The sequence below is a fragment of the Pseudomonas sp. B21-036 genome (assembly GCF_024748925.1).
Lineage (GTDB): Bacteria > Pseudomonadota > Gammaproteobacteria > Pseudomonadales > Pseudomonadaceae > Aquipseudomonas > Aquipseudomonas palmensis.
This window is the reverse complement of record NZ_CP087178.1, coordinates 5,118,443-5,141,108: the sequence shown is the minus strand read 5'-3', so window position 1 is coordinate 5,141,108 and position 22,666 is coordinate 5,118,443. Positions and strand designations below refer to the sequence as shown.

The window sequence follows — 22,666 nt, the reverse complement described above, 5'->3', positions numbered from 1 at the left end:
CAGTGATTCGAGTATTGGTTGCCGAAGACCACACCATCGTGCGTGAGGGCATCAAGCAGTTGATCGGCCTGGCCAAGGACATGCAGGTGGTGGGCGAGGCCGGCAATGGCGAGCAGTTGCTCGAAGCCTTGCGCCACACCGAATGCGAGGTGGTGTTGCTGGATATCTCGATGCCGGGGGTGAACGGGCTGGAGGCGATACCGCGAATTCGCGCGTTGAGCGCGCCGCCGGCGATCCTGGTGCTGTCGATGCATGACGAAGCGCAGATGGCGGCGCGGGCGCTGAAGATCGGCGCGGCGGGGTACGCGACCAAGGACAGTGATCCGGCGCTGCTGCTGACCGCGATTCGCCGGGTGGCGGGGGGCGGGCGCTACATCGATCCGGACCTGGCCGACCGCATGGTGTTCGAGGTGGGGCTGACGGATTCGCGCCCCCTGCACTCGATGCTGTCGGAGCGCGAGTTCTCGGTGTTCGAACGGTTGGCCCAGGGGGCGAACGTCAACGACATTGCCCAGCAGCTGGCGCTGAGCAACAAGACCATCAGCACCCACAAGGCGCGCCTGATGCAGAAGCTGAATGTGACTTCGCTGGCGGAGCTGGTGAAGTATGCGATGGAGCACAAGCTGGTGTGAGTGTTCCAAAAACGACATCGGGTTGATCCCTTCGCTGGCAAGCCAGCCGCCACAGGTTCGGCGTGTACCGACAAACCTTGTGGGGGCTGGCTTGCCAGCGAAGGGGGCAGCACGGCTATCAACGTTGTCTGAAAACGCCACCCTTGTAGGACAATCCCTACCCGCAAGTTTCCATCCGGCTGATGGCATTCTCTCAGCACCCCCGATTTGCGCCACCTTCTGCCTTCTCTAGTCTTGGGTCACAGCAGTCATCCAACAAGAAGGTGCAGGTATGAGTGAGGTGAATTCGAACGCTGCAACCGGCGAAGTGCTGGTCAGCTTCCGTGGTGTGCAGAAGAGCTACGACGGCGAGTCGCTGATCGTCAAAGACCTGAATCTGGATATTCGCAAAGGCGAGTTCCTGACCCTGCTCGGCCCCTCGGGCTCGGGCAAGACCACCAGCCTGATGATGCTGGCAGGGTTCGAAACCCCTACCGCCGGCGAGATCCTGCTGGACGGGCGTTCGATCAACAACGTGCCGCCGCACAAGCGCGACATCGGCATGGTGTTCCAGAACTATGCGTTGTTCCCGCACATGACCGTGGCCGAGAACCTGGCCTTCCCGCTGAGCGTGCGCAACCTGAGCAAGACCGACATCAGCGAGCGGGTCAAGCGCGTGCTGAACATGGTGCAGCTCGAAACCTTCGCCCAGCGCTACCCCGGCCAGCTTTCCGGCGGCCAGCAGCAGCGTGTTGCGCTGGCTCGCGCCCTGGTGTTCGAACCGCAACTGGTACTGATGGACGAACCCCTCGGCGCCCTCGACAAGCAGCTGCGCGAACACATGCAGATGGAAATCAAGCACCTGCACCAGCGTCTGGGCGTGACCGTGGTCTACGTGACCCACGACCAGGGCGAAGCGCTGACCATGTCCGACCGCGTGGCCGTGTTCCACCAGGGCGAGATCCAGCAGATCGCCGACCCGCGCACCCTGTATGAAGAGCCGAAGAATACCTTCGTGGCCAACTTCATCGGCGAGAACAACCGTATCAACGGGCGCCTGCTCAGCCAGACCGGCGATCGCTGCCTGGTGGCGCTGCCCCGTGGCGAGAAGGTCGAGGCACTGGCCGTCAACGTCGGCCAGCCGGGCGAGCCGGTCACCCTGTCGATCCGTCCGGAGCGCGTGCGCCTGAACGGTCACAGCGAAAGCTGCGTCAACCGCTTCTCTGGGCGGGTGGCCGAATTCATCTACCTGGGCGACCACGTGCGGGTGCGTCTGGAAGTGTGCGGCAAGGCGGACTTCTTCGTGAAGCAACCCATCGCCGAACTCGACCCGGCCCTGGCCGTGGGCGATGTGGTGCCACTGGGCTGGGAGGTCGAGCACGGTCGCGCACTCGATCCTATTCTGGAAGCCCAGTGAGGATCGCCTCACCCATCCCAGCAACGCGGAGAGAACAATAATGAACAAACACTTGAAGCTGACCGCTCTGACCCTGGGCCTGTTCGCAGCAAGCCAGGCCATCGCCGCCGACCTGACCGTGGTCGCATTCGGGGGGGCCAACAAGGCCGCCCAGGTCAAGGCGTTCTACGAGCCGTGGGAAAAGGCCGGCAACGGCAAGATCATCCCCGCCGACTACAACGGTGAAATGGCCAAGGTCAAGGCCATGGTCGACACCAAGAGCGTGAGCTGGAACCTGGTGGAGGTGGAGTCGCCGGAACTGGCCCGCGGTTGTGACGAAGGCATGTTCGAGCAGCTCGACCCGGCCCTGTTCGGCGATGAGTCCGACTATGTGGCCGGCGCCATCCAGCCGTGTGGCGTGGGCTTCTTCGTGTGGTCGACCGTCATGGCCTACAACGCCGACAAACTCAAGACTGCGCCCACCAGCTGGGCGGATTTCTGGGATACCCAGAAATTCCCGGGCAAGCGCGGCCTGCGCAAGGGTGCCAAGTACACCCTGGAATTCGCGCTGATGGCCGACGGTGTGGCACCTAAAGACGTCTACAAGGTGCTGGGCACCAAGGAAGGCCAGGACCGCGCCTTCAAGAAGCTCGACGCCCTCAAGCCAAACATCCAGTGGTGGGAAGCAGGTGCACAGCCGCCGCAGTACCTGGCCTCGGGCGACGTGGTGATGAGCTCGGCCTACAACGGTCGCATCGCTGCGGTGCAGAAGGAAAGCAACCTGAAGGTGGTATGGAACGGCGGTATCTACGACTTCGATGCCTGGGCCATTCCGAAGGGCGCGAAAAACCTCGAGGACGCCAAGAAGTTCATCGCCTTCTCGATCCAGCCCGAGCAGCAGAAGGTGTTCTCCTCGAACATCGCCTACGGTCCGGCCAACAGCAAGGCCGTGGCGTTGCTGACGGACGAGGTCAAGAAGGACATGCCGACCACGCCGGAGAACATCGCCAATCAGGTGCAGATCGACGTGGTGTTCTGGGCTGACAACAGCGAGCAGCTGGAACAACGCTTCAACGCCTGGGCGGCCAAGTAAGCCGTGCCAATGGGGCGTCGGCATCGTGCTGACGCCTCTTGTTTCCAAGATTTTCGGAGTTCGCTATGGCCATCGCAGTGCCCCTGAACGAAGGCGCAGGTTCCAACCTCAAGAAGCGCCTGGCGCGTGCTGAACGCGTCAACCGCTGGAAGGCAAAAGCATTGATCGCACCGCTGGCAGTGTTTCTGCTGCTGGTTTTCATCGTGCCGATCGCCGCGCTGCTGTACAAGAGCGTCGGCAACCCCGAGGTGGTTGGCGGCTTGCCGCGCACCGTCGCCGCGGTGGCTGAATGGGACGGCAAGAGCCTGCCTGGCGAGGACGTGTACAAGGCCCTCAGCGAAGACCTCGCCGAATCGCGCAAGAACCAGACCCTGGGCGATGTTTCCAAGCGTCTGAACATGGAGCTGGCCGGCTACCGCAGCCTGCTGGCCAAGACTGCCCGGGCCCTGCCGTTCAAGACCGAGCCGCAATCCTACAAGGATGCGTTGCAGGAGCTGGACGAGCGTTGGGGCGACCCGGCCTACTGGCAGGCGATCCGCCGCAACACCAGCAGCGTGACGCCGTTCTACCTGCTGGCCTCGGTGGACCACCGTATCGATGACCTGGGCGAGCTGGCGCCGACCACCCCGGACCAGGCCATCTACCTCGACATCTTTGCCCGCACCCTGTGGATGGGCCTGGTGATCACCGTCATCTGCCTGGCGTTGGCGTACCCGCTGGCCTACCTGCTGGCCAACCTGCCGACCCGGCAGAGCAACCTGCTGATGATCCTGGTGTTGCTGCCGTTCTGGACCTCGATCCTGGTGCGGGTGGCGGCGTGGATCGTGCTGCTCCAGTCCGGGGGGCTGATCAACAGCGGCCTGATGGCGCTGGGGCTGATCGACAAGCCGATGGAACTGGTGTTCAACCGTACCGGCGTGTACATCTCGATGGTCCACATTCTGCTGCCGTTCATGATTTTGCCGATTTACAGCGTGATGAAGGGCATTTCCCCGACCTACATGCGTGCGGCGATCTCCCTGGGTTGCCATCCGTTCGCCAGCTTCTGGCGGGTGTACCTGCCGCAGACCTATGCCGGCGTCGGCGCAGGTTGCCTGCTGGTGTTCATCCTGGCGATCGGCTACTACATCACCCCGGCACTGCTGGGCAGCCCGAACGACCAGATGGTCAGCTACTTTGTCGCCTTCTACACCAACACCAGCATCAACTGGGGCATGGCCACCGCGCTGGGCGGGTTGCTGTTGCTGGCCACCGTGCTGTTGTACCTGATCTATAGCTGGCTGGTTGGCGCAAGCCGCCTGCGTCTGAGCTGAGGAGCGTTGTCATGCTGAGCCCTTACATGTCGCCCGTCGAACGGGTCTGGTACTACAGTTTGCGCATCCTTTGCGGGCTGGTGCTGCTGTTCCTGGTGTTGCCGGTACTGGTGATCATCCCGTTGTCGTTCAACTCGGGGAGCTTCCTGGTGTATCCGCTGCAAGGCTTCTCGCTGCAGTGGTACCAAGACTTCTTCGGTTCGGCCGAGTGGATGCGCGCCCTCAAGAACAGCATCATCGTGGCCCCGGCGGCGACGCTGCTGGCGATGGTGTTCGGCACCCTGGCCTCGATCGGCCTGACCCGTGGCGACTTCCCCGGCAAATCGCTGGTGATGGCGCTGGTGATCTCGCCGATGGTAGTACCGGTGGTGATCATCGGTGTGGCCAGCTACCTGTTCTTCGCCCCGCTGGGCCTGGGCAACAGCTTCACCTCGCTGATTCTGGTGCATGCGGTGCTGGGTGTACCGTTCGTGATCATCACGGTGTCGGCCACCCTGCAAGGCTTCAACCACAACCTGGTACGGGCTGCGGCCAGCCTGGGCGCCTCGCCGGTCACCACGTTCCGCCGGGTGACCCTGCCGCTGATCGCCCCGGGTGTGATCTCGGGGGCCCTGTTCGCCTTCGCGACATCGTTCGACGAGGTGGTGGTGACGCTGTTCCTCGCCGGGCCGGAGCAGGCCACGCTGCCACGCCAGATGTTCAGCGGTATCCGCGAGAACCTGAGCCCGACCATTGCTGCAGCGGCGACCTTGCTGATCGCGTTCTCGGTGGTGCTGTTGCTGACCCTGGAATGGCTGCGCGGGCGTGGCGAGAAGCTGCGTACCCAACAGCCGGGCTGAAACAGACGACCCTTCGCCGGCAGGGCTGGCTCCTGTAGGAGCCGGCCTTGCCGGCGAAGTGGGCACCACCGATCCTGATCCAGGCTTGATGCCAGTCAGCCCCTGACGGTTTGCCTGAGGTACAATGCGCGCCACCGTGATTCTGCCCAACAGGTGCGCCATGCAGCCCTACGCTATTGCCCCCTCCATCCTCTCAGCCGACTTTGCCCGCCTGGGCGAAGAAGTCGACAAGGTGCTCGAAGCCGGCGCCGACATCGTCCACTTCGACGTGATGGACAACCACTACGTTCCCAACCTGACCATCGGTCCGATGGTGTGCAGCGCCCTGCGCAAGTACGGCGTGACCGCGCCGATCGACGCACACCTGATGGTCACCCCGGTGGACCGCATCATCGGCGACTTCATCGAAGCCGGCGCCACCTACATCACCTTCCACCCCGACGCCACCCTTCACGTCGATCGCTCGCTGCAGCTGATCCGTGACGGCGGCTGCAAGGCGGGCCTTGTGTTCAACCCGGCTGCCTCGCTGGATGCGCTCAAGTACGTGATGGACAAGGTCGACATGATCCTGCTCATGAGCGTCAACCCGGGCTTTGGCGGCCAGAAGTTCATTCCGGCCACCCTCGACAAGCTGCGCGAAGCCCGCGCGCTGATCGATGCCAGCGGGCGTGATATCCGTCTGGAGATCGACGGTGGGGTCAACGTCAACAATATCCGTGAAATCGCCGCTGCTGGCGCCGACACCTTCGTGGCCGGCTCGGCGATCTTCAATGCCCCGGACTACAAAGAGGTGATCGCCAGGATGCACGCCGAACTGGCCCTGGCCCGCCCATGAGCGGCTTCGAGCAGCTGTTCCCCGGGGGCCTGCCCAAGCTGGTGATGTTCGACCTGGATGGCACCCTGATCGATTCGGTGCCGGACCTGGCGGCCGCCGTGGATCACATGCTGCTCGAAATGGGGCGCCAGCCCGCCGGTGTCGCCGCCGTGCGCGAATGGGTCGGTAATGGCGTGCAGGTGCTGGTGCGCCGCGCCCTGGCCGGCAGCATCGAGCATGCCGGGGTGGACGACGATGAGGCCGCGCGCGGGCTCGAGCTGTTCATGCAGGCCTATGCCGACAACCATGAATTGACGGTGGTCTACCCCGGCGTGCGTGACACCCTCAAGTGGCTGCACAAGCAGGGCGTGGAAATGGCCCTGATCACCAACAAGCCGGAGCGCTTCGTCGCTCCCTTGCTGGACCAGATGAAGATCGGGCGATACTTTCGCTGGATCATCGGCGGCGACACCCTGCCGCAGAAGAAACCCGACCCCGCCGCATTGCTGTTCGTGATGCAGATGGCCAACGTGGCGCCGGCCCAGGCGCTGTTCGTGGGCGACTCGCGCAGTGATGTGCTGGCGTCCCGGGCGGCAGGGGTGCAATGCGTGGCGCTCAGCTACGGCTACAACCATGGCCGCCCGATCAGCGAGGAGTCGCCCGCGCTGGTGATCGATGACCTGCGCGCGCTGCTGCCTGGTTGCTTAGATTCGGCCACTGAGCTAATGTCGGACGATCAATCCCCCCCTGATAGAGATTCCATCGTGGTGGCACCCGGCAAACTCTGGATGAAAGTCATCAAGGCCCTGGCCCGTTGGCGTTGGCGCGCCTGACTTTTTTCTGGCCGGCCTGATCCGGCGCGTTTGCCTGTACGACCTATTGCCCCATTGCCACGAGGCTATCATGACCCGCGAAGAATTCCTGCGCCTGGCCGCTGCCGGCTACAACCGCATTCCCCTGGCCTGCGAAACCCTGGCCGACTTCGACACGCCGCTGTCGATCTACCTGAAACTGGCCGACCAGCCCAACTCCTACCTGCTCGAGTCGGTGCAGGGCGGCGAGAAGTGGGGGCGTTATTCGATCATCGGCCTGCCATGTCGCACCGTGTTGCGCGTGCATGACCATCAGGTGCGCATCACCCATGACGGTGTCGAGATCGAGCAGCATGAAGTCGAAGACCCGCTGGCCTTCGTCGAGGCGTTCAAGGAACGCTACAACGTACCGACCATCGACGGCCTGCCGCGCTTCAACGGTGGCCTGGTGGGGTATTTCGGCTACGACTGCGTGCGCTATGTAGAGAAGCGCCTGGGCAAGTGCCCGAATCCCGATCCGCTGGGCGTGCCGGACATTCTGCTGATGGTGTCGGACGCCGTGGTGGTGTTCGACAACCTGGCCGGCAAGATGCACGCCATCGTGCTGGCCGACCCCGCCCAGGACAACGCCTACGAGAATGGCCTGGCGCGTCTTGAAGAACTGCTCGAACAACTGCGCCAGCCGATCGCCCCGCGTCGCGGCCTGGCCCTGGGTGGCCCTCTGGCTGCTGAGCCGGAGTTTCGCTCAAGCTTCACCCAAGCCGACTACGAACGCGCCGTCGATACCGTCAAGGAGTACATCCTGGCCGGCGACTGCATGCAGGTGGTGCCCTCGCAGCGCATGTCCATCGACTTCAAGGCCGCGCCCATCGACCTGTACCGCGCGTTGCGCTGCTTCAACCCCACGCCGTACATGTACTTCTTCAACTTCGGCGACTTCCATGTGGTGGGCAGCTCGCCGGAAGTGCTGGTGCGGGTCGAAGACAACCTGGTCACCGTGCGCCCGATCGCCGGCACCCGGCCGCGTGGTGCCAACGAGGAGGCCGACCGAGCGCTGGAGCAGGACCTGCTGTCGGACGCCAAGGAGATCGCCGAGCACCTGATGCTGATCGACCTGGGCCGCAACGACACCGGTCGCGTTTCCGAGACCGGTTCGGTCAAGGTCACCGAGAAGATGGTGATCGAGCGTTACTCCAACGTGATGCACATCGTGTCCAACGTCACCGGCCAGCTCAAGCAGGGCCTGAGCGCGATGGACGCGCTGCGCGCCATTCTGCCCGCCGGTACCCTGTCGGGGGCGCCGAAGATCCGCGCCATGGAAATCATCGACGAGCTGGAGCCGGTCAAGCGTGGCGTGTACGGCGGCGCCGTCGGCTACCTGGCCTGGAACGGCAACATGGACACCGCCATTGCCATCCGCACCGCCGTGATCAAGGACGGTGAGCTGCATGTGCAGGCTGGTGGCGGCATCGTCGCCGACTCGGTGCCGGCGCTGGAGTGGGAAGAAACCATCAACAAGCGTCGGGCGATGTTCCGCGCGGTAGCCTTGGCTGAACAGACACCGCTCAGCTGAGAAGGGCGCCGCTGCGGCGCAACACAGAATTCAGAGTCGCCAGACTCAAGAGGTTGACCCAGATGTTACTGATGATCGACAACTACGACTCCTTTACCTACAACGTCGTGCAGTACTTCGGCGAGCTGGGTGCAGAGGTCAAGGTCATTCGCAATGACGAACTGACCATCGCCCAGATCGAGGCACTGCAACCCGAGCGCATTGTGGTGTCTCCTGGCCCGTGCACCCCGACCGAGGCCGGTGTATCGCTCCAAGCCATCCTGCACTTTGCCGGCAAGCTGCCGATCCTGGGCGTGTGCCTGGGCCACCAGTCCATCGGCCAGGCCTTTGGCGGTGATGTGGTACGGGCGCGCCAGGTGATGCACGGCAAGACCAGCCCCGTGTCGCACATCGACCAGGGTGTGTTCGCAGGCTTGAACAACCCGTTGACGGTGACCCGCTACCATTCCCTGGTGGTCAAGCGCGAAACGCTGCCCGAGTGCTTGGAAGTGACTGCCTGGACCACCCTGGACGACGGCTCGGTCGACGAGATCATGGGCCTGCGTCACAAGACACTGAACATCGAAGGGGTGCAGTTCCACCCCGAGTCGATACTCACCGAGCAGGGCCACGAGCTGTTCGCCAACTTCCTCAAGCAGACCGGCGGCCGCCGCTAAGGATTTGACACCATGGATATCAAGAGCGCGCTGGGCCGCATCGTCGGTCACCTGGACCTGAGCACCGAGGAAATGCGCGATGTGATGCGCGAGATCATGACCGGCCAGTGCAGCGAGGCGCAGATCGGCGCCTTCATGATGGGCATGCGCATGAAGAGCGAAAGCATCGACGAGATCGTCGGTGCGGTATCGGTAATGCGCGAGCTGGCCGACCAGGTACAACTGCAGACCCTGGACCAGGTGGTCGATGTGGTCGGTACCGGAGGCGACGGCGCCAATATCTTCAACGTTTCCACCGCCTCGGCATTTGTCGTGGCCGCTGCCGGCTGCACCGTGGCCAAGCACGGCAACCGTGCGGTATCGGGCAAGAGCGGCAGCGCCGACCTGCTCGAGGCCGCCGGTATCTACCTGAACCTGACGCCGGTGCAGGTCGCGCGTTGCATCGACAGCGTCGGTATCGGCTTCATGTTCGCCCAGACCCACCACAAGGCGATGAAATATGCCGCCGCCCCGCGTCGTGACCTGGGGCTGCGCACGCTGTTCAACATGCTCGGCCCGCTTACGAATCCGGCCGGGGTCAGGCACCAGGTGGTCGGCGTGTTCACCCAGGCATTGTGCCGGCCGCTGGCCGAGGTGCTGCAACGCCTGGGCAGCAAGCATGTGCTGGTGGTGCACTCCAAGGACGGCCTGGACGAATTCAGCCTGGCCGCACCGACCTTCGTTGCGGAACTGAAGAACGGCGAAATCACCGAGTACTGGGTAGAACCCGAAGACCTGGGCATGAAGAGCCAGAGCCTGCACGGCCTGGCGGTAGACAGCCCGGCCGCGTCGCTGGAGCTGATTCGCGATGCCCTGGGGCGCCGCAAGACCGAAAACGGTCAGAAGGCGGCAGAAATGATCGTGCTCAATGCCGGCGCTGCGCTGTATGCCGCCGACCATGCCATGAGCCTCAAGCAAGGCGTCGAGCTGGCCCACGATGCACTGCACACCGGGCTGGCGCGAGAAAAGCTCGAAGAGCTGGGCGCCTTTACCGCGGTATTCAAGCAGGAGAATGAAGAGTGAGCGTACCGACGGTTCTGGAAAACATCCTGGCGCGCAAGGTTCAGGAAGTGGCCGAGCGCAGTGCCCGCGTCAGCCTGGCTGAACTCGAGCGCCTGGCGGCCGTCGCCGATGCGCCGCGCGGGTTCGCCAATGCGCTGATCGAGCAGGCAAAGCGCAAGCAGCCGGCAGTGATCGCCGAGATCAAGAAGGCATCGCCGAGCAAGGGCGTGATTCGCGAAGACTTCGTGCCGGCCGACATTGCCGTCAGTTATGAAAAGGGCGGGGCCACCTGCCTGTCGGTGCTTACCGATATCGATTACTTCCAGGGCGCCGATGCATACCTGCAGCAGGCGCGCGCCGCGTGCACGTTGCCGGTGATCCGCAAGGACTTCATGATCGATCCTTATCAGATCGTCGAGGCCCGTGCGCTGGGTGCCGATTGCGTGCTGCTGATCGTCTCGGCACTGGATGACGTGAAGATGGCCGAGCTGGCGGCCACGGCGAAGAGCGTAGGGCTGGATGTATTGGTCGAAGTGCACGACGGCGACGAGCTGGAGCGTGCGCTGAAAACCCTGGATACACCGCTGGTGGGCGTGAACAACCGCAACCTGCACACCTTCGAGGTGAGCCTGGAAACCACCCTCGACCTGCTGCCGCGCATCCCGCGTGATCGCCTGGCAATCACCGAAAGTGGCATTTTCAATCGGGCAGACGTCGAGCTGATGGAGATCAACGAGGTCTACTCGTTCCTGGTGGGCGAAGCGTTCATGCGTGCCGAGCACCCGGGGCTGGAACTGCAGCGCCTGTTCTTCCCCGAGCGCGTGGTGCACAACCCGGCGCAAGGCCTGGACTGATCCACACTGAAGCCGGCGTTGCCGGCTTTTTTGTATCGACAAGGTGGGTGTGATGACTGAACAAGCTGTTGCGGTGACGGTGGAGGCGGGCCTGCAGGCCGAGCAGGACCTGCTGGCGGCTGTGTGCAAGGGCGAAAAGCAACATGGCCTGCTGTTCTGGCAGCCGACGGACCGCGCGCTGGTGATGCCGCGGCGCATGAGCCGGCTGGAAGGTTTCGAGGCCGCCTGCACCGAATTGGCCGTTGCCGGCTGGCCGGTGCTGCTGCGCGAGACCGGCGGTGAGCCAGTGCCGCAGTCGGCTGCGACAATCAATATCGCGTTGGTGTATGTGGCGCCGCGCAGCGAGGGTGATCACGGTCGTATCGAGAAGGCCTACGAGCGGCTGTGCCTGCCGCTTTGCGAGGTGCTGCGCGAATGGGGCGGGCTGGCGTCGGTGGGGGAGATCGAGGGGGCGTTCTGCGATGGGCGCTACAACGTCAACCTCAATGGTCGCAAGCTGGTCGGCACGGCGCAGCGCTGGCGTCAGGGCCTGGGCGGCAAGCGCCCGGTGGTGCTGGTGCATGGCGCCTTGCTGCTGGACAACGAGCGCGAGTCGATGGTGGCGGCAGTCAATCGCTTCAATGAATGTTGCGAGCTTGAGCAGCGCTGCCGCGCCGACAGTCATATCGCCCTGCATGAAGTGGTGCCCCAGGCACCGCTGCTGGCGCGCCTGGAACAGGCCTACTCGCAGGTGATCGCGGCGATCGAGCGCGATTAACGGGTGCCGAAGACCACCATGGTCTTGCCTTTGACATGCACCAGGTTACGTTCTTCGAGGTCCTTTAGCACGCGGCCGACCATCTCTCGCGAGCAGCCGACGATGCGGCCGATTTCCTGGCGGGTGATCTTGATCTGCATGCCGTCGGGGTGGGTCATGGCATCGGGCTGCTTGCACAGCTCCAGCAGGCAGCGGGCCACCCGACCGGTCACGTCGAAAAACGCCAGGTCGCCGACCTTCTGCGTGGTGTTGCGCAGGCGCTGGGCCATCTGGCTGCCCAGGGCGTAAAGGATGTCCTGGTCCTGGCGGGCCAGTTCACGGAATTTCTCGTAGCTGATTTCAGCCACTTCGCATTCGGTCTTGGCGCGTACCCAGGCGCTGCGCTGGTGTTCCTTGCCGATAGGTTCGAACAGGCCCAGCTCACCGAAAAAATCACCACTGTTGAGGTAGGCGATGATCATCTCGCGGCCTTCCTCGTCCTCGATCAGGATGGTCACCGAGCCCTTGACGATGAACGACAGGGTATCGGCCCGATCACCAGCGCAGATGATGTTGTTCTTGGCTGCAAAGCGGCGACGCTGGCAGTGGGCGAGCAACTTGTCGATGTTCTTGATCTTGGCTGGAAGGGTTGTTGCAACCATGGCTGAATCCTGGAAAGACGCGACGCGTGGGCATTCTTGTCGACCGCTGGGCGCGGGTGCCAGCAGTTTGGCGCCAGCTTATCAGACGCCTGTAGGTGTATCGGCATATTTACTCGAACGCTTAGCCTTTTCGCACGTGCGCGCAAGGTCTAAGCTGACAGCCTTTTTCAAAGCAAGGGAATCCGGGTGATGAAGGCGCGTATCCAGTGGGCAGGCGAAGCCATGTTTCTTGGCGAATCGGGCAGTGGCCATGTAGTGGTCATGGATGGTCCACCCGAGAGTGGTGGGCGCAACCTGGGCGTGCGGCCGATGGAGATGCTCCTGCTGGGCCTGGGTGGCTGCAGCAATTTCGACGTGGTGAGCATTCTGAAGAAATCGCGCCAGGCGGTAGAGAGTTGCGAGGCGTTTCTCGAGGCCGAGCGGGCCGACGAGGACCCCAAGGTGTTCACAAAGATTCATCTGCGCTTTGTGGTCAAGGGCCGCGGCCTGAAGGAGGCCCAAGTCAAGCGCGCGGTGGAGTTGTCGGCCGAGAAGTACTGCTCGGCATCGATCATGCTGGGGCGCGCCGGGGTCGAGATCACCCACGCCTACGAGATTGTCGAGCTGGGTTGATCGTTGCGTGGCCATTCGCCGGTAACGCCGGCTCCTACAGGCGGATGCCGCTTCCCTTGTAGGAGCCAGCCTTGCTGGCGAAGCGCTCCAGCGCAAACAGCAGCATCAGCCCCGGTACCAGCGCCAGCAACCACCAGTGCAGGTTCAGCACCAGCAGCCCGAGTACTTCGCTTGTGCTCCAGGTATTGCCGAACGCGGTGGAGAACAACTCACACAGCAGCCAGGCACTGACGGCCGCAACGGCAGCAAACACGCCGCCCAATACGCGGCGCCGGCGGATGATGCTGCCCAGCAACACGAACAGCAGCATTCCTGGTACACAGAACAGCGCCAGATCCAGCGCGCTGTTGTCGGAATCGCCGAGATAGGGCAGCGACATGCTGAAGGGCGTTTCGCGCAGGCTTGCGGTCATCGCCAAGATGAACAGGTAGCCCACCAGCACCAACCCCATGCTTTGCAGCGCTCGAATCAGCAGCAGGCGCACCCTCATCGACGAAGCCCCGGCAACAGGTCGAGCAGGCCGTTCGGCAGCAGTGCGCGAAGGTTTGTACTCAGACGTTCGCGATGCTTCTGGTAGAGCAGGCCAAGGCCGATGACCCCCAGGCCGATCATGCTCAGCACTACCGGGAACAGCAGCGAGTTGGCGAATACGTCATACGACAGGTAGCCAAGGTAGGCCGAAACGCCCATGGCCCCGAACACCATGAACAATGGCCGGCGCAGCAGCACGGCGACCGCCATCAGCCCCAGGTTGATCAGGCAGTACAGCGCCTTGCCGAACTCGCTGTCACTGTCCATCGAGGTCAGCCCGCCCCAGAAGGCCAGCAGCCCGGCCAGATAACCCCAGAACGCATAGTCCTCGCGGGTTCGGCCATCGATGCCGAGGAACACCAGCAACAGACCGAGGCCGAACCAAAGCGAAACCTTCTGGCGTTGCGCCCAGTTGAACGGCTCGCCGTAGATCCACTCGGTCAGGTCCATCGACATGAACCACAGCGCCACGGCGATGGGCATCACGATGAACGGGAAGGGGATCAGGCGAAGCATCAGCAGGCCGGCGATCACGGTGGCCGCTTCCATCAGCAGCCAGCCGCCCTGCACGTAGGTGTAGTAGCTGTGGTAGTGAGTCTGGGTATCGTCCAGGGGCCAGAAGCCGGTAAGGCGCTCGAGGGCGAACACCGCCAGCGGTACGATGCTGACCGCCACCGCTGCCAGCAGACCGGCAGGAATACGCTGGCCGCGTCGCTGAAGTGCCAGGCCACCGCCGGTCAACACGGCCATGTAGGCCAGCGCGATCAGCAGCAGTGCGCTGTCGCCGATGCGCATCCAGGCCTCGCTCAGCAGCCAGCCCATGGCCCCCATGATCAGCAGGGCGCCGAAGTAGAACGCGACATGGGCCAGCTGGAAGCTGGGCCGTTGTGCGGGCTGGCGCTTGAGGAATTCAAGCAGGGCCTTGTCCTGGCCCGGGTTCAGTACGCCGGCATCGACGGCGCGGGCCAGGTCCCTGGCATCGAAGTGTTCCATCAGATTCGATAGGTGCTCTTGGTCATGACCTTGGCCATCAGGCTCATGCCGAACTTGACCGGTGCGGGGAAGCGAAAGCCGCCGGCATCCAGTGCCGACTCGGCGTGCTGCTCTTCATCAACGCGCATCTGTTCGAGGATTGCGCGGGACTTTTCGTCCTCGGCCGGGATCTGTTCCAGGTGCTCGTCCAGGTGCTTGCACACCTGGTGCTCGGTAGCCGCGACGAAACCGAGGCTGACCTTGTCGCTGATCAGGCCGGCGACAGCGCCGATGCCGAACGACATGCCATAGAACAGCGGGTTGAGAACGCTCGGGTGGCTGCCCAGTTGGCGGATGCGCTGCTCGCACCAGGCCAGGTGGTCGATTTCTTCCTCGGCGGCATGTTCCATCGCCTTGCGTACCTGCGGCAGCTTGGCAGTCAGGGCCTGGCCCTGGTACAGCGCCTGGGCACAGACTTCACCGGTGTGGTTGATGCGCATCAGGCCGGCGACGTGGCGGGTCTGGTCGTCGCTCAGGTCGGCGTCTGGCTGGATGATCGCAGGCGACGGGCGGGACGGTTGGCCGCTGAAGGGGAGCAAGGTGCGCATGGCGGTATCGGCCTGCAGCAACAAGCGGTCGAGCGGCGAATAGTGACGTTCGGTAGCCATCGGGCACCTCCGCAAGAATGTGCCCGACAGTTTAACCCAATCCAGATGACAGGGCTTGCGTTGGATCAGCCCGGCGGCCAGGTCATCTGGCGCTGGCCGAGCACGTGCATGTGGATGTGGTAGACGGTCTGCCCACCCTGCTCGTTGCAGTTCATCACCACGCGGAAACCGTCCTCGCAACCCAGTTCCTTGGCCAGTCGCTGGGCGGTGAACAGGATATGACCGGCCAGACCTTTGTCTTCTTCGGTGAGGTCGTTGAGGGTGCGGATCGGCTTTTTCGGGATGACCAGAAAGTGCACCGGCGCCTGGGGGGCGATATCGTGGAAGGCCAGAACCTGGTCGTCCTCGTAGATGATCCTGGCCGGAATCTCCCGGTTGATGATCTTGGTGAACAGAGTTTCCACAACGCTTGCTCCATGGTGGGGTTCGGGCTTGAGTGTACTCAGGCGCCGCTTGCTCGCCCAGTGCCGATTCGCTTCAGCGTGGGCAGTAGGCCCGGTTGATTGCGCCGGCCAGCTTGCGCGCAAGCCAGCGCGACAGCCAACGCGGGCTGGCGGCCAGCCAGCGGTTGCGCCGACCGGGGATGATCAGTGCGCGGTTCTTTTCCAGTGCGCGCACGGTGTACAGGGCCACTTCCTCGGGGCTCATGCAGCGGTTGCCGTTGTCCAGCCGGGGGATGCGCCGCAGCGGCGATCGAACCGGGCCGGGGCATAACACCGAAACCTTGATACCGGTCTGCTTGAGTTCCTCGCGCAGGCCTTCGGAAAAATGCAGCACATAAGCCTTGCTCGCCGCATAGGTGGTCATCCAGGGGCCGGGGGCGAAGGCGGCCAGCGACGCGACATTGAGGATCTGCCCGCCACCCTGCACCGCCATCGCGTTGCCCAGCGCATGGCACAGGCGGGTGAGGGCGAGGATGTTGACCTCGATGATGTCCTGCTCGTCGCCCCATTCCTGGGCCAGGAAGTGCCCGTAGGTGCGGATGCCGGCGCAGTTGACCAGCAGGTCGATCTGTCTGTCGCCTTCCTCGAGCTCCAGCAGAAAGCCGGACAGGCGCAATGGCTCGCCCAGGTCGCAGGCGCGCAGTAGCACTTCCACGCCGAAGCGCTGGGTCAGTTCCAGGGCGATGCTTTCCAGCAGATCGCGCTGCCGGGCCACCAGTATCAGGTTGCGCCCCCGGCGCGCGAGGGCCTCGGCCAATGCCAGGCCCAGGCCACTGGAGGCGCCGGTGATCATGGCGTAACGGGTCATGCAGTTCTCCAATCGGCAGGGGGCGGTGCGGCTGGCGCCTAGTTTACAGACTGGAGCAGGTAAAGGCTGCGGTCAGCCGTTGAGGGCAGTCATGTAGATACCCCACGCCATGAACGGTATCCACAGCGAGGCCACCACGATAACCGCCTTGGTGTTGGGGGGCGGTGGCGGCCCGTAACGATTACTGGCGGGGTTGCCGGGAATCAACAGCAGGGCCAGGAAAACCAGGTTGCCGATGTAATAGGGGATCAGGGTCAACAGGCTGTACCAGCCATTGAAGCCCAGGTCGTTCAGGCGCCGGGCGATGAACACCAGGCTGAAGATCTTGGCGGCCAGCAACATCGGCACGATGGCGGCGGCCAGGTCTTTGGAGAGCGAGGACATCAGTGCGACCAGCAGCACTGTCCCGAACACTGCGCCAATCAGCACCAGGCTCCAGGCCAGTAGCCGCACCCTGCCAATGCGGCCGCGCACGCTCATGACCCTGAGTTTTTCGTTGTTCAGTTGAAGGGGGTTGATGTAGGTGTCGCGCATCGGGCTTCCTTTGCCGTTGAGAGTGGTTCAGCCAGGCAGGTGCTGGCCCAGCTGGATCGCCGCGGCCTGGGCCTGGCGGTATTCGTGGTCGAGTCGAGCGATCAGTTGATCAACCGTGCCCAGGGTGTCGATGGCGCCGACGCCCTGGCCAGCGGACCATACGGTCTTCCAGGCCTTGGCCTCGTCATCCAGTGGCTTGAGCCGGCTTTCGCCCGACTTGCCCAGAGCGTTGAGGTCGAACCCGGCATTTTCCAGGCTCTGACGCATGAAGCTGGCCGGCACCCCGGACACTGCGGCGGTGTGGATGATATCGGCTGCCTTGGCATCCAGCAGCATTTGTTTGTAGGCGTCAGGCGCCTGGCTTTCGGTACTGCCAATGAAGTGGGTGCCCATGTACGCGAGATCCGCGCCCAGCAGTTGCGCGGCCAGAACTTCGTGGCCGCGGTTCAGGCAGCCTGCCAGCAGCAGCGTCTTGTCGAAGAACTGGCGAATTTCGGCAATCAGGGCAAAAGGGCTCCACGTACCGGCGTGACCACCGGCGCCCGCCGCCACGGCGATCAGGCCGTCCACGCCGGCCTCGGCGGCTTTCTCGGCATGGCGCCGGGTGGTGACGTCATGGAACACCAGGCCGCCATAGCCGTGGACGGCATCGACCACTTCCTTTGCCGCACCCAGGCTGGTGATGACGATGGGCACGCGGTGCTCGATGCAGATCGCAAGATCGGCCTGCAGGCGCGGGTTGCTGGGGTGCACGATGAGGTTCACCGCATAGGGCGCGGGGTTGTCGAGCCCGGCCAGGCCCGCCTCTATCTGCTCCAGCCAGGCCCTGAAGCCGGCACTGTCACGCTGGTTGAGCGCCGGGAAGCTGCCCACCACGCCATTGCTGCAGCAGGCCAGGACCAGCTGTGGATTGGAAATCAGGAACATCGGCGCTACCACCACGGGCAGGCGCAGGCGTTGTTCAAGCAGGGCGGGCAATGACATGGCGGGCTCTCGGAGTGGAGGATCAGAACGGTTTGACCACGACCAGGATGACGATGAGCAACAGGATGACCACAGGCACTTCATTGAACCAGCGGAAGTACACATGGCTGCGGGTGTTTTCGCCGCGCGCGAAGCGCTTCACGTTGGCGCCGCACATGTGATGGTAGCCGGTCAGCAGAATGATCAGGGTCAGCTTGGCGTGCATCCAGCCCTGCTTGAGGAAGTCGGGGTTGAGGCTGAGCAGCCAGATGCCGAACACGAAAGTCGCGATCATTGCCGGGCCCATGATGCCGCGGTACAGCTTGCGCTCCATGGTGGCGAAGCGTTCCTGGCTGATGGTGTCCTGGCTCTGGGCGTGATAGACGAACAGGCGAGGGAGGTAGAACAGGCCGGCAAACCAGCAGACGACACTGACGATGTGCAGGGCTTTGATCCAGAGAAACAGCATTTTTAGGTAGTCCTTCAGGTTCACGGTCGTCAGATAGTAGTGGCTTGTGTGTGCAGGCGTCACCCGAACGGTTGTTACCAAGGCTGTGGGCCCATATTATCCGTGGTTTTCCAGTCGGTTCGTTGAAAGGGGCAGGTATATGGTCAAGGTCGGTATCGTCGGCGGCACGGGTTACACCGGTGTCGAGCTGCTGCGTCTGTTGGCACAGCATCCACAGGCTGAAGTGGCAGTCATCACCTCGCGTTCCGAAGCGGGCCTGCCGGTGGCCGAAATGTACCCGAACCTGCGTGGCCACTACGACAACCTGGCTTTCAGCGTGCCGGACACCAAGACCCTGGCGGCCTGTGACGTGGTGTTCTTCGCCACCCCGCACGGCGTGGCCCATGCCCTGGCCGGCGAGTTGCTGGCAGCCGGCACCAAGGTCATCGACCTGTCGGCCGACTTCCGACTGCAGGACGCCGATGAGTGGGCGCAGTGGTACGGCCAGCCCCACGGCGCGCCAGAGCTGCTCAAGGATGCGGTGTATGGCCTGCCGGAAGTGAATCGCGAGCAGATCCGCAGCGCCCGCCTGATCGCCGTGCCGGGTTGCTACCCCACCGCGACCCAGCTGGGGTTCCTGCCGTTGCTGGAAGCGGGCATTGCTGATGCCTCGCGCCTGATTGCCGACTGCAAGTCTGGGGTCAGTGGTGCGGGCCGCGGTGCCAGCGTTGGCTCGCTGTTCTGTGAAGCCGGTGAAAGCATGAAGGCCTACGCGGTGAAAGGCCACCGCCATCTGCCCGAGATCCGTCAGGGCCTGCGCCGGGCAGCCGGTGGTGATGTGGGCCTGACGTTCGTGCCTCACCTGACGCCGATGATCCGCGGTATTCATTCGACCTTGTATGCCACCGTCGCCGACACCTCGGTCGACCTGCAGGCGCTGTTCGAAAAACGCTACGCCAATGAGCCGTTCGTCGACGTGATGCCAGCCGGCAGCCACCCGGAAACCCGCAGCGTGCGCGGGGCCAACGTATGCCGCATTGCCGTGCATCGCCCGCAAGGGGGTGATCTGGTGGTGGTGTTGTCGGTAATCGACAACCTCGTGAAGGGGGCCTCGGGCCAGGCGGTACAGAACCTGAACATTCTGTTCGGTCTGGACGAGCGTATGGGCCTGTCCCACGCCGGGCTGCTGCCTTAAGGCGCAACCGGCAGACTGCAAGCGGGCATAGGGCGGCATTTGCCGCTTGTCGCTTGCGGCCTGCCGCTGCTTCTATTGTTGACCGATTTTCTCGGAGAAGCGGATAATGCGCGTCATCACGCATTAAGGCGGCAACAGCGCCGGGAGAAAGTCAGCATGAGCGTCGAATCCTTCACCCCCACGATTTTGCAATTCACGCAGGGTGCCGCGCACAAGGTGAAGACCCTGGTCGATGAAGAGGGCAATGATCGCCTCAAATTGCGCGTGTTCGTGACCGGTGGCGGTTGCTCGGGCTTCCAGTACGGCTTCACCTTCGACGAAGATGTGGCTGAAGACGACACCATCGTCGAGCGCGAGGGTGTTGCCCTGGTGGTCGACCCGATGAGCTTCCAGTACCTGGCGGGCGCGGAAGTGGACTACCAGGAAGGTCTGGAAGGTTCGCGTTTCGTCATCAAGAACCCGAACGCCACCACCACCTGCGGTTGCGGCTCTTCGTTCTCGATCTGAGTTACAGGCAGTACTGCTGACGCCGCGCCTCTGCGCGGCGTTTTGCTGTGTGCGTTCAGGCGGGGTAGATCGCGCCCAGAACGCGCAGGCCCTTGGCGCCAGTAACACTGGGGCGGTTGGCGGCGATGCCCTCCAGGCAGCAGTGTGCCAGCCAGGCGAAGGCCATGGCTTCCACCCAGTCTGGATCGACGCCGTTGATGGCAGTGCTGCTGACCCGGGCGTTGGGCAGCAGGCAGGCCAGACGCTTCATCAGTGTGCCGTTGTGGGCGCCGCCGCCACAGACCAGCAGCGCCTGGGTGGCTGTCTGCGCCGCCTGCAGCGAGCTGACGATGCTATGGGCGGTAAGTTCGAGCAGGGTGGCCTGCACGTCGGCATCGCTGCCGGGGGGCTGGCCGGCCAGGTGCTTGCGCAGCCATGTCAGGTTGAACACCTCGCGGCCGGTACTCTTGGGACCGGTGCCGGCAAAGAACGGATCGCTGAGCAGGCTGGCGAGCAGCCCGGGGATGACGTGGCCTGTGGCCGCCCAGGCGCCGTCGGCATCATAGCCGTGACCTAGTTTTTCGTTGATCCAGGCATCCAGCAGTACGTTGCCCGGGCCACAGTCGAAGCCGCTGACCGGCTTGCCGGTCTCGATCAGGCTCAGGTTGCTGAAGCCGCCGACGTTGAGTACTGCCAGGCGCTCGCCCTGATTGTCGAACAGCGCTTCGTGAAAGGCCGGCACCAAGGGGGCCCCCTGGCCGCCGGCAGCCACGTCGCGGCGGCGAAAATCGCTGACCACTGTAATCCCGGTCAGCTCTGCCAGCAGCGCCGGGTTTCCGATCTGCACGGTGAAGCCCTGGGCAGGCTCGTGGCGAATGGTCTGTCCGTGGCTGCCAATAGCGCGGATATCTGCAGGCTGCAGGTGCTGTTCGGCCAGCAATTGCTGAATGCCCTCGGCGGCCAGTCTCACCCAGGCAGCCTCGGCCAGGGCGGCGCGGGCAATTTCGTCGGGGCCGCTGGCGCACAGCGCGAGCAAGTCGTCGCGCAGCGCCTGGGGCATCGGAATGTAATGGGTGGCGAGCAGCGTGAGACGCTGCTCCTGTCTGATCAAGGCGATGTCCAGGCCATCGAGGCTGGTGCCGGACATCACTCCCAGATACAGGGCCATGGCTTAGCGCTTGGCCGAGGCCAGCATGGTGGCCTTCTCTTGTTCCATGCGCGCCATCAGCGGCTGGCTTTGCTGCAGGAAGCGCTGGCGTTCAGCCTTGGCGATCGGATCGGCCATTGGCAGCTTCTGTCCGAGCGGGTCGACGTGCACGCCATTGACCTGGAACTCGTAGTGCAGGTGCGGCCCGGTGGACAGCCCCGTGGTGCCGATGTAGCCGATCACCTGGCCCTGCTTGACCGTGCCGCCGGTCTTGATGCCCTTGGCGAAGCCCTGCATGTGCCCGTACAGGGTCTGGTAGGTATTGCCGTGCTTGATGATCACGGTGTTGCCGTAGCCTCCACGACGACCGGCCAGCAGTACCTTGCCGTCACCGGCGGCCTTGATCGGCGTGCCGCGCGGCGCTGCATAGTCGACGCCCTTGTGGGCGCGGATCTTGTTCAGGATAGGGTGCTTGCGACCTGCCGAGAAGCGCGAGCTGATGCGGGCGAAGTCCACCGGGGTACGAATGAACGCCTTGCGCATGCTATTGCCGTCGGCGGTGTAGTAGCTGGTGTTGCCCTGCTTGTTGGTATAGCGCACCGCAGTGAAGCTCTTGCCGCGGTTGGTGAAGCGTGCCGACAGGATGTTGCCGTTGCCGACCACCTTGCCATTGACCACTTTCTGTTCGTAGATCACGTCGAATTCGTCACCCTGGCGGATGTCCTGGGCGAAGTCGATGTCGTAGCCGAAGATGCGGGCCATGTCCATGGTCAGCGAATGGTTCAGGCCGGCACGCTGCGCGGAAGCCGACAGCGAACTCTTGATGACGCCGTGCACGTAGGCCGAGCGAACCACAGGCTTGGTGATTTCACGGTTGAAGGCATAGCCCTTGTCGCCCTTGGTCAGGCGGATGGTCTCGAGATCGCTGACCTTGCTGTGCAGGCTGGCCAGTTGGCCGTCCTTGTCCAGTTCGATTTCCAGTACCTGGCCATGCTTGAGCTGGCTGAATTGCTTGGCCTGCTTGTTGCTGGCAAGCACCTCGTGCACCACATTGGCCGGCAGGCCGACCTTGGCGAACAGTGTCGACAGGGTGTCGCCACGGGCCACGGTGACTTCGCGGTGGCTTGGATCCTTGGCGGGTTCGGCAGTTGGGGTGGGTTCGGTCTTGGCGGTTTCTTCGGTGGGCGCGGGGGCAGTGTCAATCTGGGCGAACGGCGAGGCGGTGGTTTCTTCGCGGACGTCGGCCTGGGTGGTTTCCTGTTGCTTCAGCTGCTCGGCAGGGGATTCCAGCTCGAGGTTAAGGGTGGTTTTCTTGGCTTCGACCTCGCTGGAGGGGAACACCAGCAAGGCCAGGCTGAGCAGGGCGGCGATACCGCTGGCGGCCAACAGGTGGCTCTTCGGATAAAGCGGAGGCGCTTTAGTCGGTTCGTTGGTCATAGGTAGATTGACTTTGAAAAAG

At 63.5% G+C, this 22,666-nt stretch carries 26 protein-coding genes; 15 read left to right on the top strand and 11 right to left on the bottom strand.

The window, feature by feature from the left end:
- Positions 1 to 2 precede the first annotated feature (2 nt).
- From LOY33_RS23510 to LOY33_RS23455, 12 genes are all read left to right on the top strand, one after another.
- On the top strand, positions 3 to 632 hold the full coding sequence (locus LOY33_RS23510; RefSeq protein WP_043863764.1) for a response regulator transcription factor: 630 nt from the start codon (positions 3 to 5) through the stop codon (positions 630 to 632).
- Positions 633 to 903: 271 nt separating this feature from the next.
- Positions 904 to 2,028: an ABC transporter ATP-binding protein gene (locus LOY33_RS23505; RefSeq protein WP_043863765.1), complete on the top strand. Its 1,125-nt coding sequence runs from the start codon at positions 904 to 906 to the stop codon at positions 2,026 to 2,028.
- 40 nt (positions 2,029 to 2,068) lie between these two features.
- A complete protein-coding gene (locus LOY33_RS23500; protein ID WP_054915954.1) occupies positions 2,069 to 3,100 on the top strand; it encodes an ABC transporter substrate-binding protein in 1,032 nt (343 codons plus the stop codon).
- Positions 3,101 to 3,165: 65 nt separating this feature from the next.
- Positions 3,166 to 4,413, top strand: a complete 1,248-nt coding sequence (locus LOY33_RS23495) for an ABC transporter permease (protein WP_043863767.1) — start codon at positions 3,166 to 3,168, stop codon at positions 4,411 to 4,413.
- An 11-nt stretch (positions 4,414 to 4,424) separates the two neighbouring features.
- On the top strand, positions 4,425 to 5,252 hold the full coding sequence (locus tag LOY33_RS23490; RefSeq protein ID WP_043863768.1) for an ABC transporter permease: 828 nt from the start codon (positions 4,425 to 4,427) through the stop codon (positions 5,250 to 5,252).
- A gap of 160 nt (positions 5,253 to 5,412) precedes the next feature.
- Complete coding sequence (rpe, locus tag LOY33_RS23485; protein ID WP_043863783.1) at positions 5,413 to 6,087, top strand: ribulose-phosphate 3-epimerase; 675 nt, start codon at positions 5,413 to 5,415, stop codon at positions 6,085 to 6,087.
- Positions 6,084 to 6,899: a phosphoglycolate phosphatase gene (locus LOY33_RS23480; RefSeq protein ID WP_043863769.1), complete on the top strand. Its 816-nt coding sequence runs from the start codon at positions 6,084 to 6,086 to the stop codon at positions 6,897 to 6,899. The genes rpe and LOY33_RS23480 overlap by 4 nt, the downstream gene beginning before the upstream one ends.
- Positions 6,900 to 6,969: 70 nt before the next feature.
- Positions 6,970 to 8,451 carry an anthranilate synthase component I gene (trpE, locus tag LOY33_RS23475; protein WP_078480903.1) on the top strand — a complete coding sequence of 494 codons (1,482 nt, stop codon included), beginning with the start codon at positions 6,970 to 6,972 and terminating at the stop codon, positions 8,449 to 8,451.
- 62 nt (positions 8,452 to 8,513) lie between these two features.
- Positions 8,514 to 9,107, top strand: coding sequence for an aminodeoxychorismate/anthranilate synthase component II (locus LOY33_RS23470; protein ID WP_043863771.1), 594 nt, complete (start codon positions 8,514 to 8,516; stop codon positions 9,105 to 9,107).
- A 12-nt stretch (positions 9,108 to 9,119) separates the two neighbouring features.
- Positions 9,120 to 10,169 (top strand): anthranilate phosphoribosyltransferase, encoded by a 1,050-nt coding sequence (gene trpD, locus LOY33_RS23465; RefSeq protein WP_043863772.1) that lies wholly within the window; start codon positions 9,120 to 9,122, stop codon positions 10,167 to 10,169.
- The gene (gene trpC, locus LOY33_RS23460; RefSeq protein WP_054915953.1) at positions 10,166 to 11,002 is read left to right on the top strand and encodes an indole-3-glycerol phosphate synthase TrpC; all 837 of its coding nucleotides are present in this window, start codon (positions 10,166 to 10,168) and stop codon (positions 11,000 to 11,002) included. Before trpD ends, trpC begins: the two co-directional genes overlap by 4 nt.
- Positions 11,003 to 11,054: 52 nt before the next feature.
- Positions 11,055 to 11,759 carry a lipoyl protein ligase domain-containing protein gene (locus LOY33_RS23455; RefSeq protein WP_058541841.1) on the top strand — a complete coding sequence of 235 codons (705 nt, stop codon included), beginning with the start codon at positions 11,055 to 11,057 and terminating at the stop codon, positions 11,757 to 11,759.
- On the opposite strand, the gene crp is transcribed toward LOY33_RS23455, so the two are convergent.
- Positions 11,756 to 12,400, bottom strand: a complete 645-nt coding sequence (gene crp / locus LOY33_RS23450; RefSeq protein ID WP_043859825.1) for a cAMP-activated global transcriptional regulator CRP — start codon at positions 12,398 to 12,400, stop codon at positions 11,756 to 11,758. The genes LOY33_RS23455 and crp overlap by 4 nt on opposite strands.
- 189 nt (positions 12,401 to 12,589) lie before the next feature.
- Here crp and LOY33_RS23445 point away from each other — a divergent pair, with 189 nt between their 5' ends.
- Complete coding sequence (locus LOY33_RS23445) at positions 12,590 to 13,012, top strand: OsmC family protein (RefSeq protein WP_043859826.1); 423 nt, start codon at positions 12,590 to 12,592, stop codon at positions 13,010 to 13,012.
- Positions 13,013 to 13,046: 34 nt separating this feature from the next.
- Here the strand turns inward: LOY33_RS23445 and LOY33_RS23440 are convergent, their stop codons facing one another.
- From LOY33_RS23440 to hemJ, 8 genes are all read right to left on the bottom strand, one after another.
- Positions 13,047 to 13,502, bottom strand: a complete 456-nt coding sequence (locus LOY33_RS23440; protein ID WP_196931968.1) for a hypothetical protein — start codon at positions 13,500 to 13,502, stop codon at positions 13,047 to 13,049.
- Positions 13,499 to 14,539, bottom strand: a complete 1,041-nt coding sequence (locus LOY33_RS23435; protein WP_258662923.1) for a DUF2157 domain-containing protein — start codon at positions 14,537 to 14,539, stop codon at positions 13,499 to 13,501. The genes LOY33_RS23440 and LOY33_RS23435 overlap by 4 nt, the downstream gene beginning before the upstream one ends.
- Complete coding sequence (gene coq7, locus LOY33_RS23430) at positions 14,536 to 15,183, bottom strand: 2-polyprenyl-3-methyl-6-methoxy-1,4-benzoquinone monooxygenase (protein ID WP_054915949.1); 648 nt, start codon at positions 15,181 to 15,183, stop codon at positions 14,536 to 14,538. Before coq7 ends, LOY33_RS23435 begins: the two co-directional genes overlap by 4 nt.
- 65 nt (positions 15,184 to 15,248) lie before the next feature.
- Positions 15,249 to 15,587: a histidine triad nucleotide-binding protein gene (locus tag LOY33_RS23425; RefSeq protein ID WP_043859829.1), complete on the bottom strand. Its 339-nt coding sequence runs from the start codon at positions 15,585 to 15,587 to the stop codon at positions 15,249 to 15,251.
- 73 nt (positions 15,588 to 15,660) lie between these two features.
- Positions 15,661 to 16,434, bottom strand: coding sequence for an SDR family oxidoreductase (locus LOY33_RS23420; RefSeq protein WP_043859830.1), 774 nt, complete (start codon positions 16,432 to 16,434; stop codon positions 15,661 to 15,663).
- Positions 16,435 to 16,506: 72 nt separating this feature from the next.
- Positions 16,507 to 16,968 (bottom strand): DUF805 domain-containing protein, encoded by a 462-nt coding sequence (locus tag LOY33_RS23415; protein WP_058541845.1) that lies wholly within the window; start codon positions 16,966 to 16,968, stop codon positions 16,507 to 16,509.
- Positions 16,969 to 16,995: 27 nt separating this feature from the next.
- Complete coding sequence (locus LOY33_RS23410; RefSeq protein WP_258660232.1) at positions 16,996 to 17,952, bottom strand: nitronate monooxygenase family protein; 957 nt, start codon at positions 17,950 to 17,952, stop codon at positions 16,996 to 16,998.
- Between the two features lie 22 nt (positions 17,953 to 17,974).
- The gene (gene hemJ / locus LOY33_RS23405) at positions 17,975 to 18,400 is read right to left on the bottom strand and encodes a protoporphyrinogen oxidase HemJ (RefSeq protein WP_258660231.1); all 426 of its coding nucleotides are present in this window, start codon (positions 18,398 to 18,400) and stop codon (positions 17,975 to 17,977) included.
- 139 nt (positions 18,401 to 18,539) lie between these two features.
- Between hemJ and argC the strand changes: the two genes are divergently transcribed.
- On the top strand, positions 18,540 to 19,574 hold the full coding sequence (argC, locus tag LOY33_RS23400) for an N-acetyl-gamma-glutamyl-phosphate reductase (protein ID WP_043859833.1): 1,035 nt from the start codon (positions 18,540 to 18,542) through the stop codon (positions 19,572 to 19,574).
- A gap of 156 nt (positions 19,575 to 19,730) precedes the next feature.
- The gene (erpA, locus tag LOY33_RS23395) at positions 19,731 to 20,081 is read left to right on the top strand and encodes an iron-sulfur cluster insertion protein ErpA (RefSeq protein WP_043859834.1); all 351 of its coding nucleotides are present in this window, start codon (positions 19,731 to 19,733) and stop codon (positions 20,079 to 20,081) included.
- Positions 20,082 to 20,136: 55 nt separating this feature from the next.
- Here erpA and LOY33_RS23390 read toward each other — a convergent pair whose 3' ends face one another.
- Complete coding sequence (locus LOY33_RS23390) at positions 20,137 to 21,228, bottom strand: anhydro-N-acetylmuramic acid kinase (protein ID WP_258660230.1); 1,092 nt, start codon at positions 21,226 to 21,228, stop codon at positions 20,137 to 20,139.
- A 3-nt stretch (positions 21,229 to 21,231) separates the two neighbouring features.
- A complete protein-coding gene (locus tag LOY33_RS23385; RefSeq protein ID WP_043859836.1) occupies positions 21,232 to 22,644 on the bottom strand; it encodes a peptidoglycan DD-metalloendopeptidase family protein in 1,413 nt (470 codons plus the stop codon).
- Positions 22,645 to 22,666 lie beyond the last annotated feature (22 nt).

Coding starts and splice junctions, on each gene's coding strand:
- rpe (WP_043863783.1), top strand. CDS start 5,413: ATGCAGCCCTACGCTATTGCCCCCTCCATCCTCTCAGCCGACTTTGCC.
- LOY33_RS23490 (WP_043863768.1), top strand. CDS start 4,425: ATGCTGAGCCCTTACATGTCGCCCGTCGAACGGGTCTGGTACTACAGT.
- trpE (WP_078480903.1), top strand. CDS start 6,970: ATGACCCGCGAAGAATTCCTGCGCCTGGCCGCTGCCGGCTACAACCGC.
- LOY33_RS23420 (WP_043859830.1), bottom strand. CDS start 16,434: ATGACCCGTTACGCCATGATCACCGGCGCCTCCAGTGGCCTGGGCCTG.
- LOY33_RS23440 (WP_196931968.1), bottom strand. CDS start 13,502: ATGAGGGTGCGCCTGCTGCTGATTCGAGCGCTGCAAAGCATGGGGTTG.
- hemJ (WP_258660231.1), bottom strand. CDS start 18,400: ATGCTGTTTCTCTGGATCAAAGCCCTGCACATCGTCAGTGTCGTCTGC.
- coq7 (WP_054915949.1), bottom strand. CDS start 15,183: ATGGCTACCGAACGTCACTATTCGCCGCTCGACCGCTTGTTGCTGCAG.
- LOY33_RS23470 (WP_043863771.1), top strand. CDS start 8,514: ATGTTACTGATGATCGACAACTACGACTCCTTTACCTACAACGTCGTG.
- erpA (WP_043859834.1), top strand. CDS start 19,731: ATGAGCGTCGAATCCTTCACCCCCACGATTTTGCAATTCACGCAGGGT.
- LOY33_RS23445 (WP_043859826.1), top strand. CDS start 12,590: ATGAAGGCGCGTATCCAGTGGGCAGGCGAAGCCATGTTTCTTGGCGAA.
- LOY33_RS23500 (WP_054915954.1), top strand. CDS start 2,069: ATGAACAAACACTTGAAGCTGACCGCTCTGACCCTGGGCCTGTTCGCA.
- LOY33_RS23480 (WP_043863769.1), top strand. CDS start 6,084: ATGAGCGGCTTCGAGCAGCTGTTCCCCGGGGGCCTGCCCAAGCTGGTG.
- LOY33_RS23415 (WP_058541845.1), bottom strand. CDS start 16,968: ATGCGCGACACCTACATCAACCCCCTTCAACTGAACAACGAAAAACTC.
- LOY33_RS23455 (WP_058541841.1), top strand. CDS start 11,055: ATGACTGAACAAGCTGTTGCGGTGACGGTGGAGGCGGGCCTGCAGGCC.
- LOY33_RS23495 (WP_043863767.1), top strand. CDS start 3,166: ATGGCCATCGCAGTGCCCCTGAACGAAGGCGCAGGTTCCAACCTCAAG.
- LOY33_RS23410 (WP_258660232.1), bottom strand. CDS start 17,952: ATGTCATTGCCCGCCCTGCTTGAACAACGCCTGCGCCTGCCCGTGGTG.
- LOY33_RS23390 (WP_258660230.1), bottom strand. CDS start 21,228: ATGGCCCTGTATCTGGGAGTGATGTCCGGCACCAGCCTCGATGGCCTG.
- trpD (WP_043863772.1), top strand. CDS start 9,120: ATGGATATCAAGAGCGCGCTGGGCCGCATCGTCGGTCACCTGGACCTG.
- LOY33_RS23385 (WP_043859836.1), bottom strand. CDS start 22,644: ATGACCAACGAACCGACTAAAGCGCCTCCGCTTTATCCGAAGAGCCAC.
- argC (WP_043859833.1), top strand. CDS start 18,540: ATGGTCAAGGTCGGTATCGTCGGCGGCACGGGTTACACCGGTGTCGAG.
- LOY33_RS23505 (WP_043863765.1), top strand. CDS start 904: ATGAGTGAGGTGAATTCGAACGCTGCAACCGGCGAAGTGCTGGTCAGC.
- crp (WP_043859825.1), bottom strand. CDS start 12,400: ATGGTTGCAACAACCCTTCCAGCCAAGATCAAGAACATCGACAAGTTG.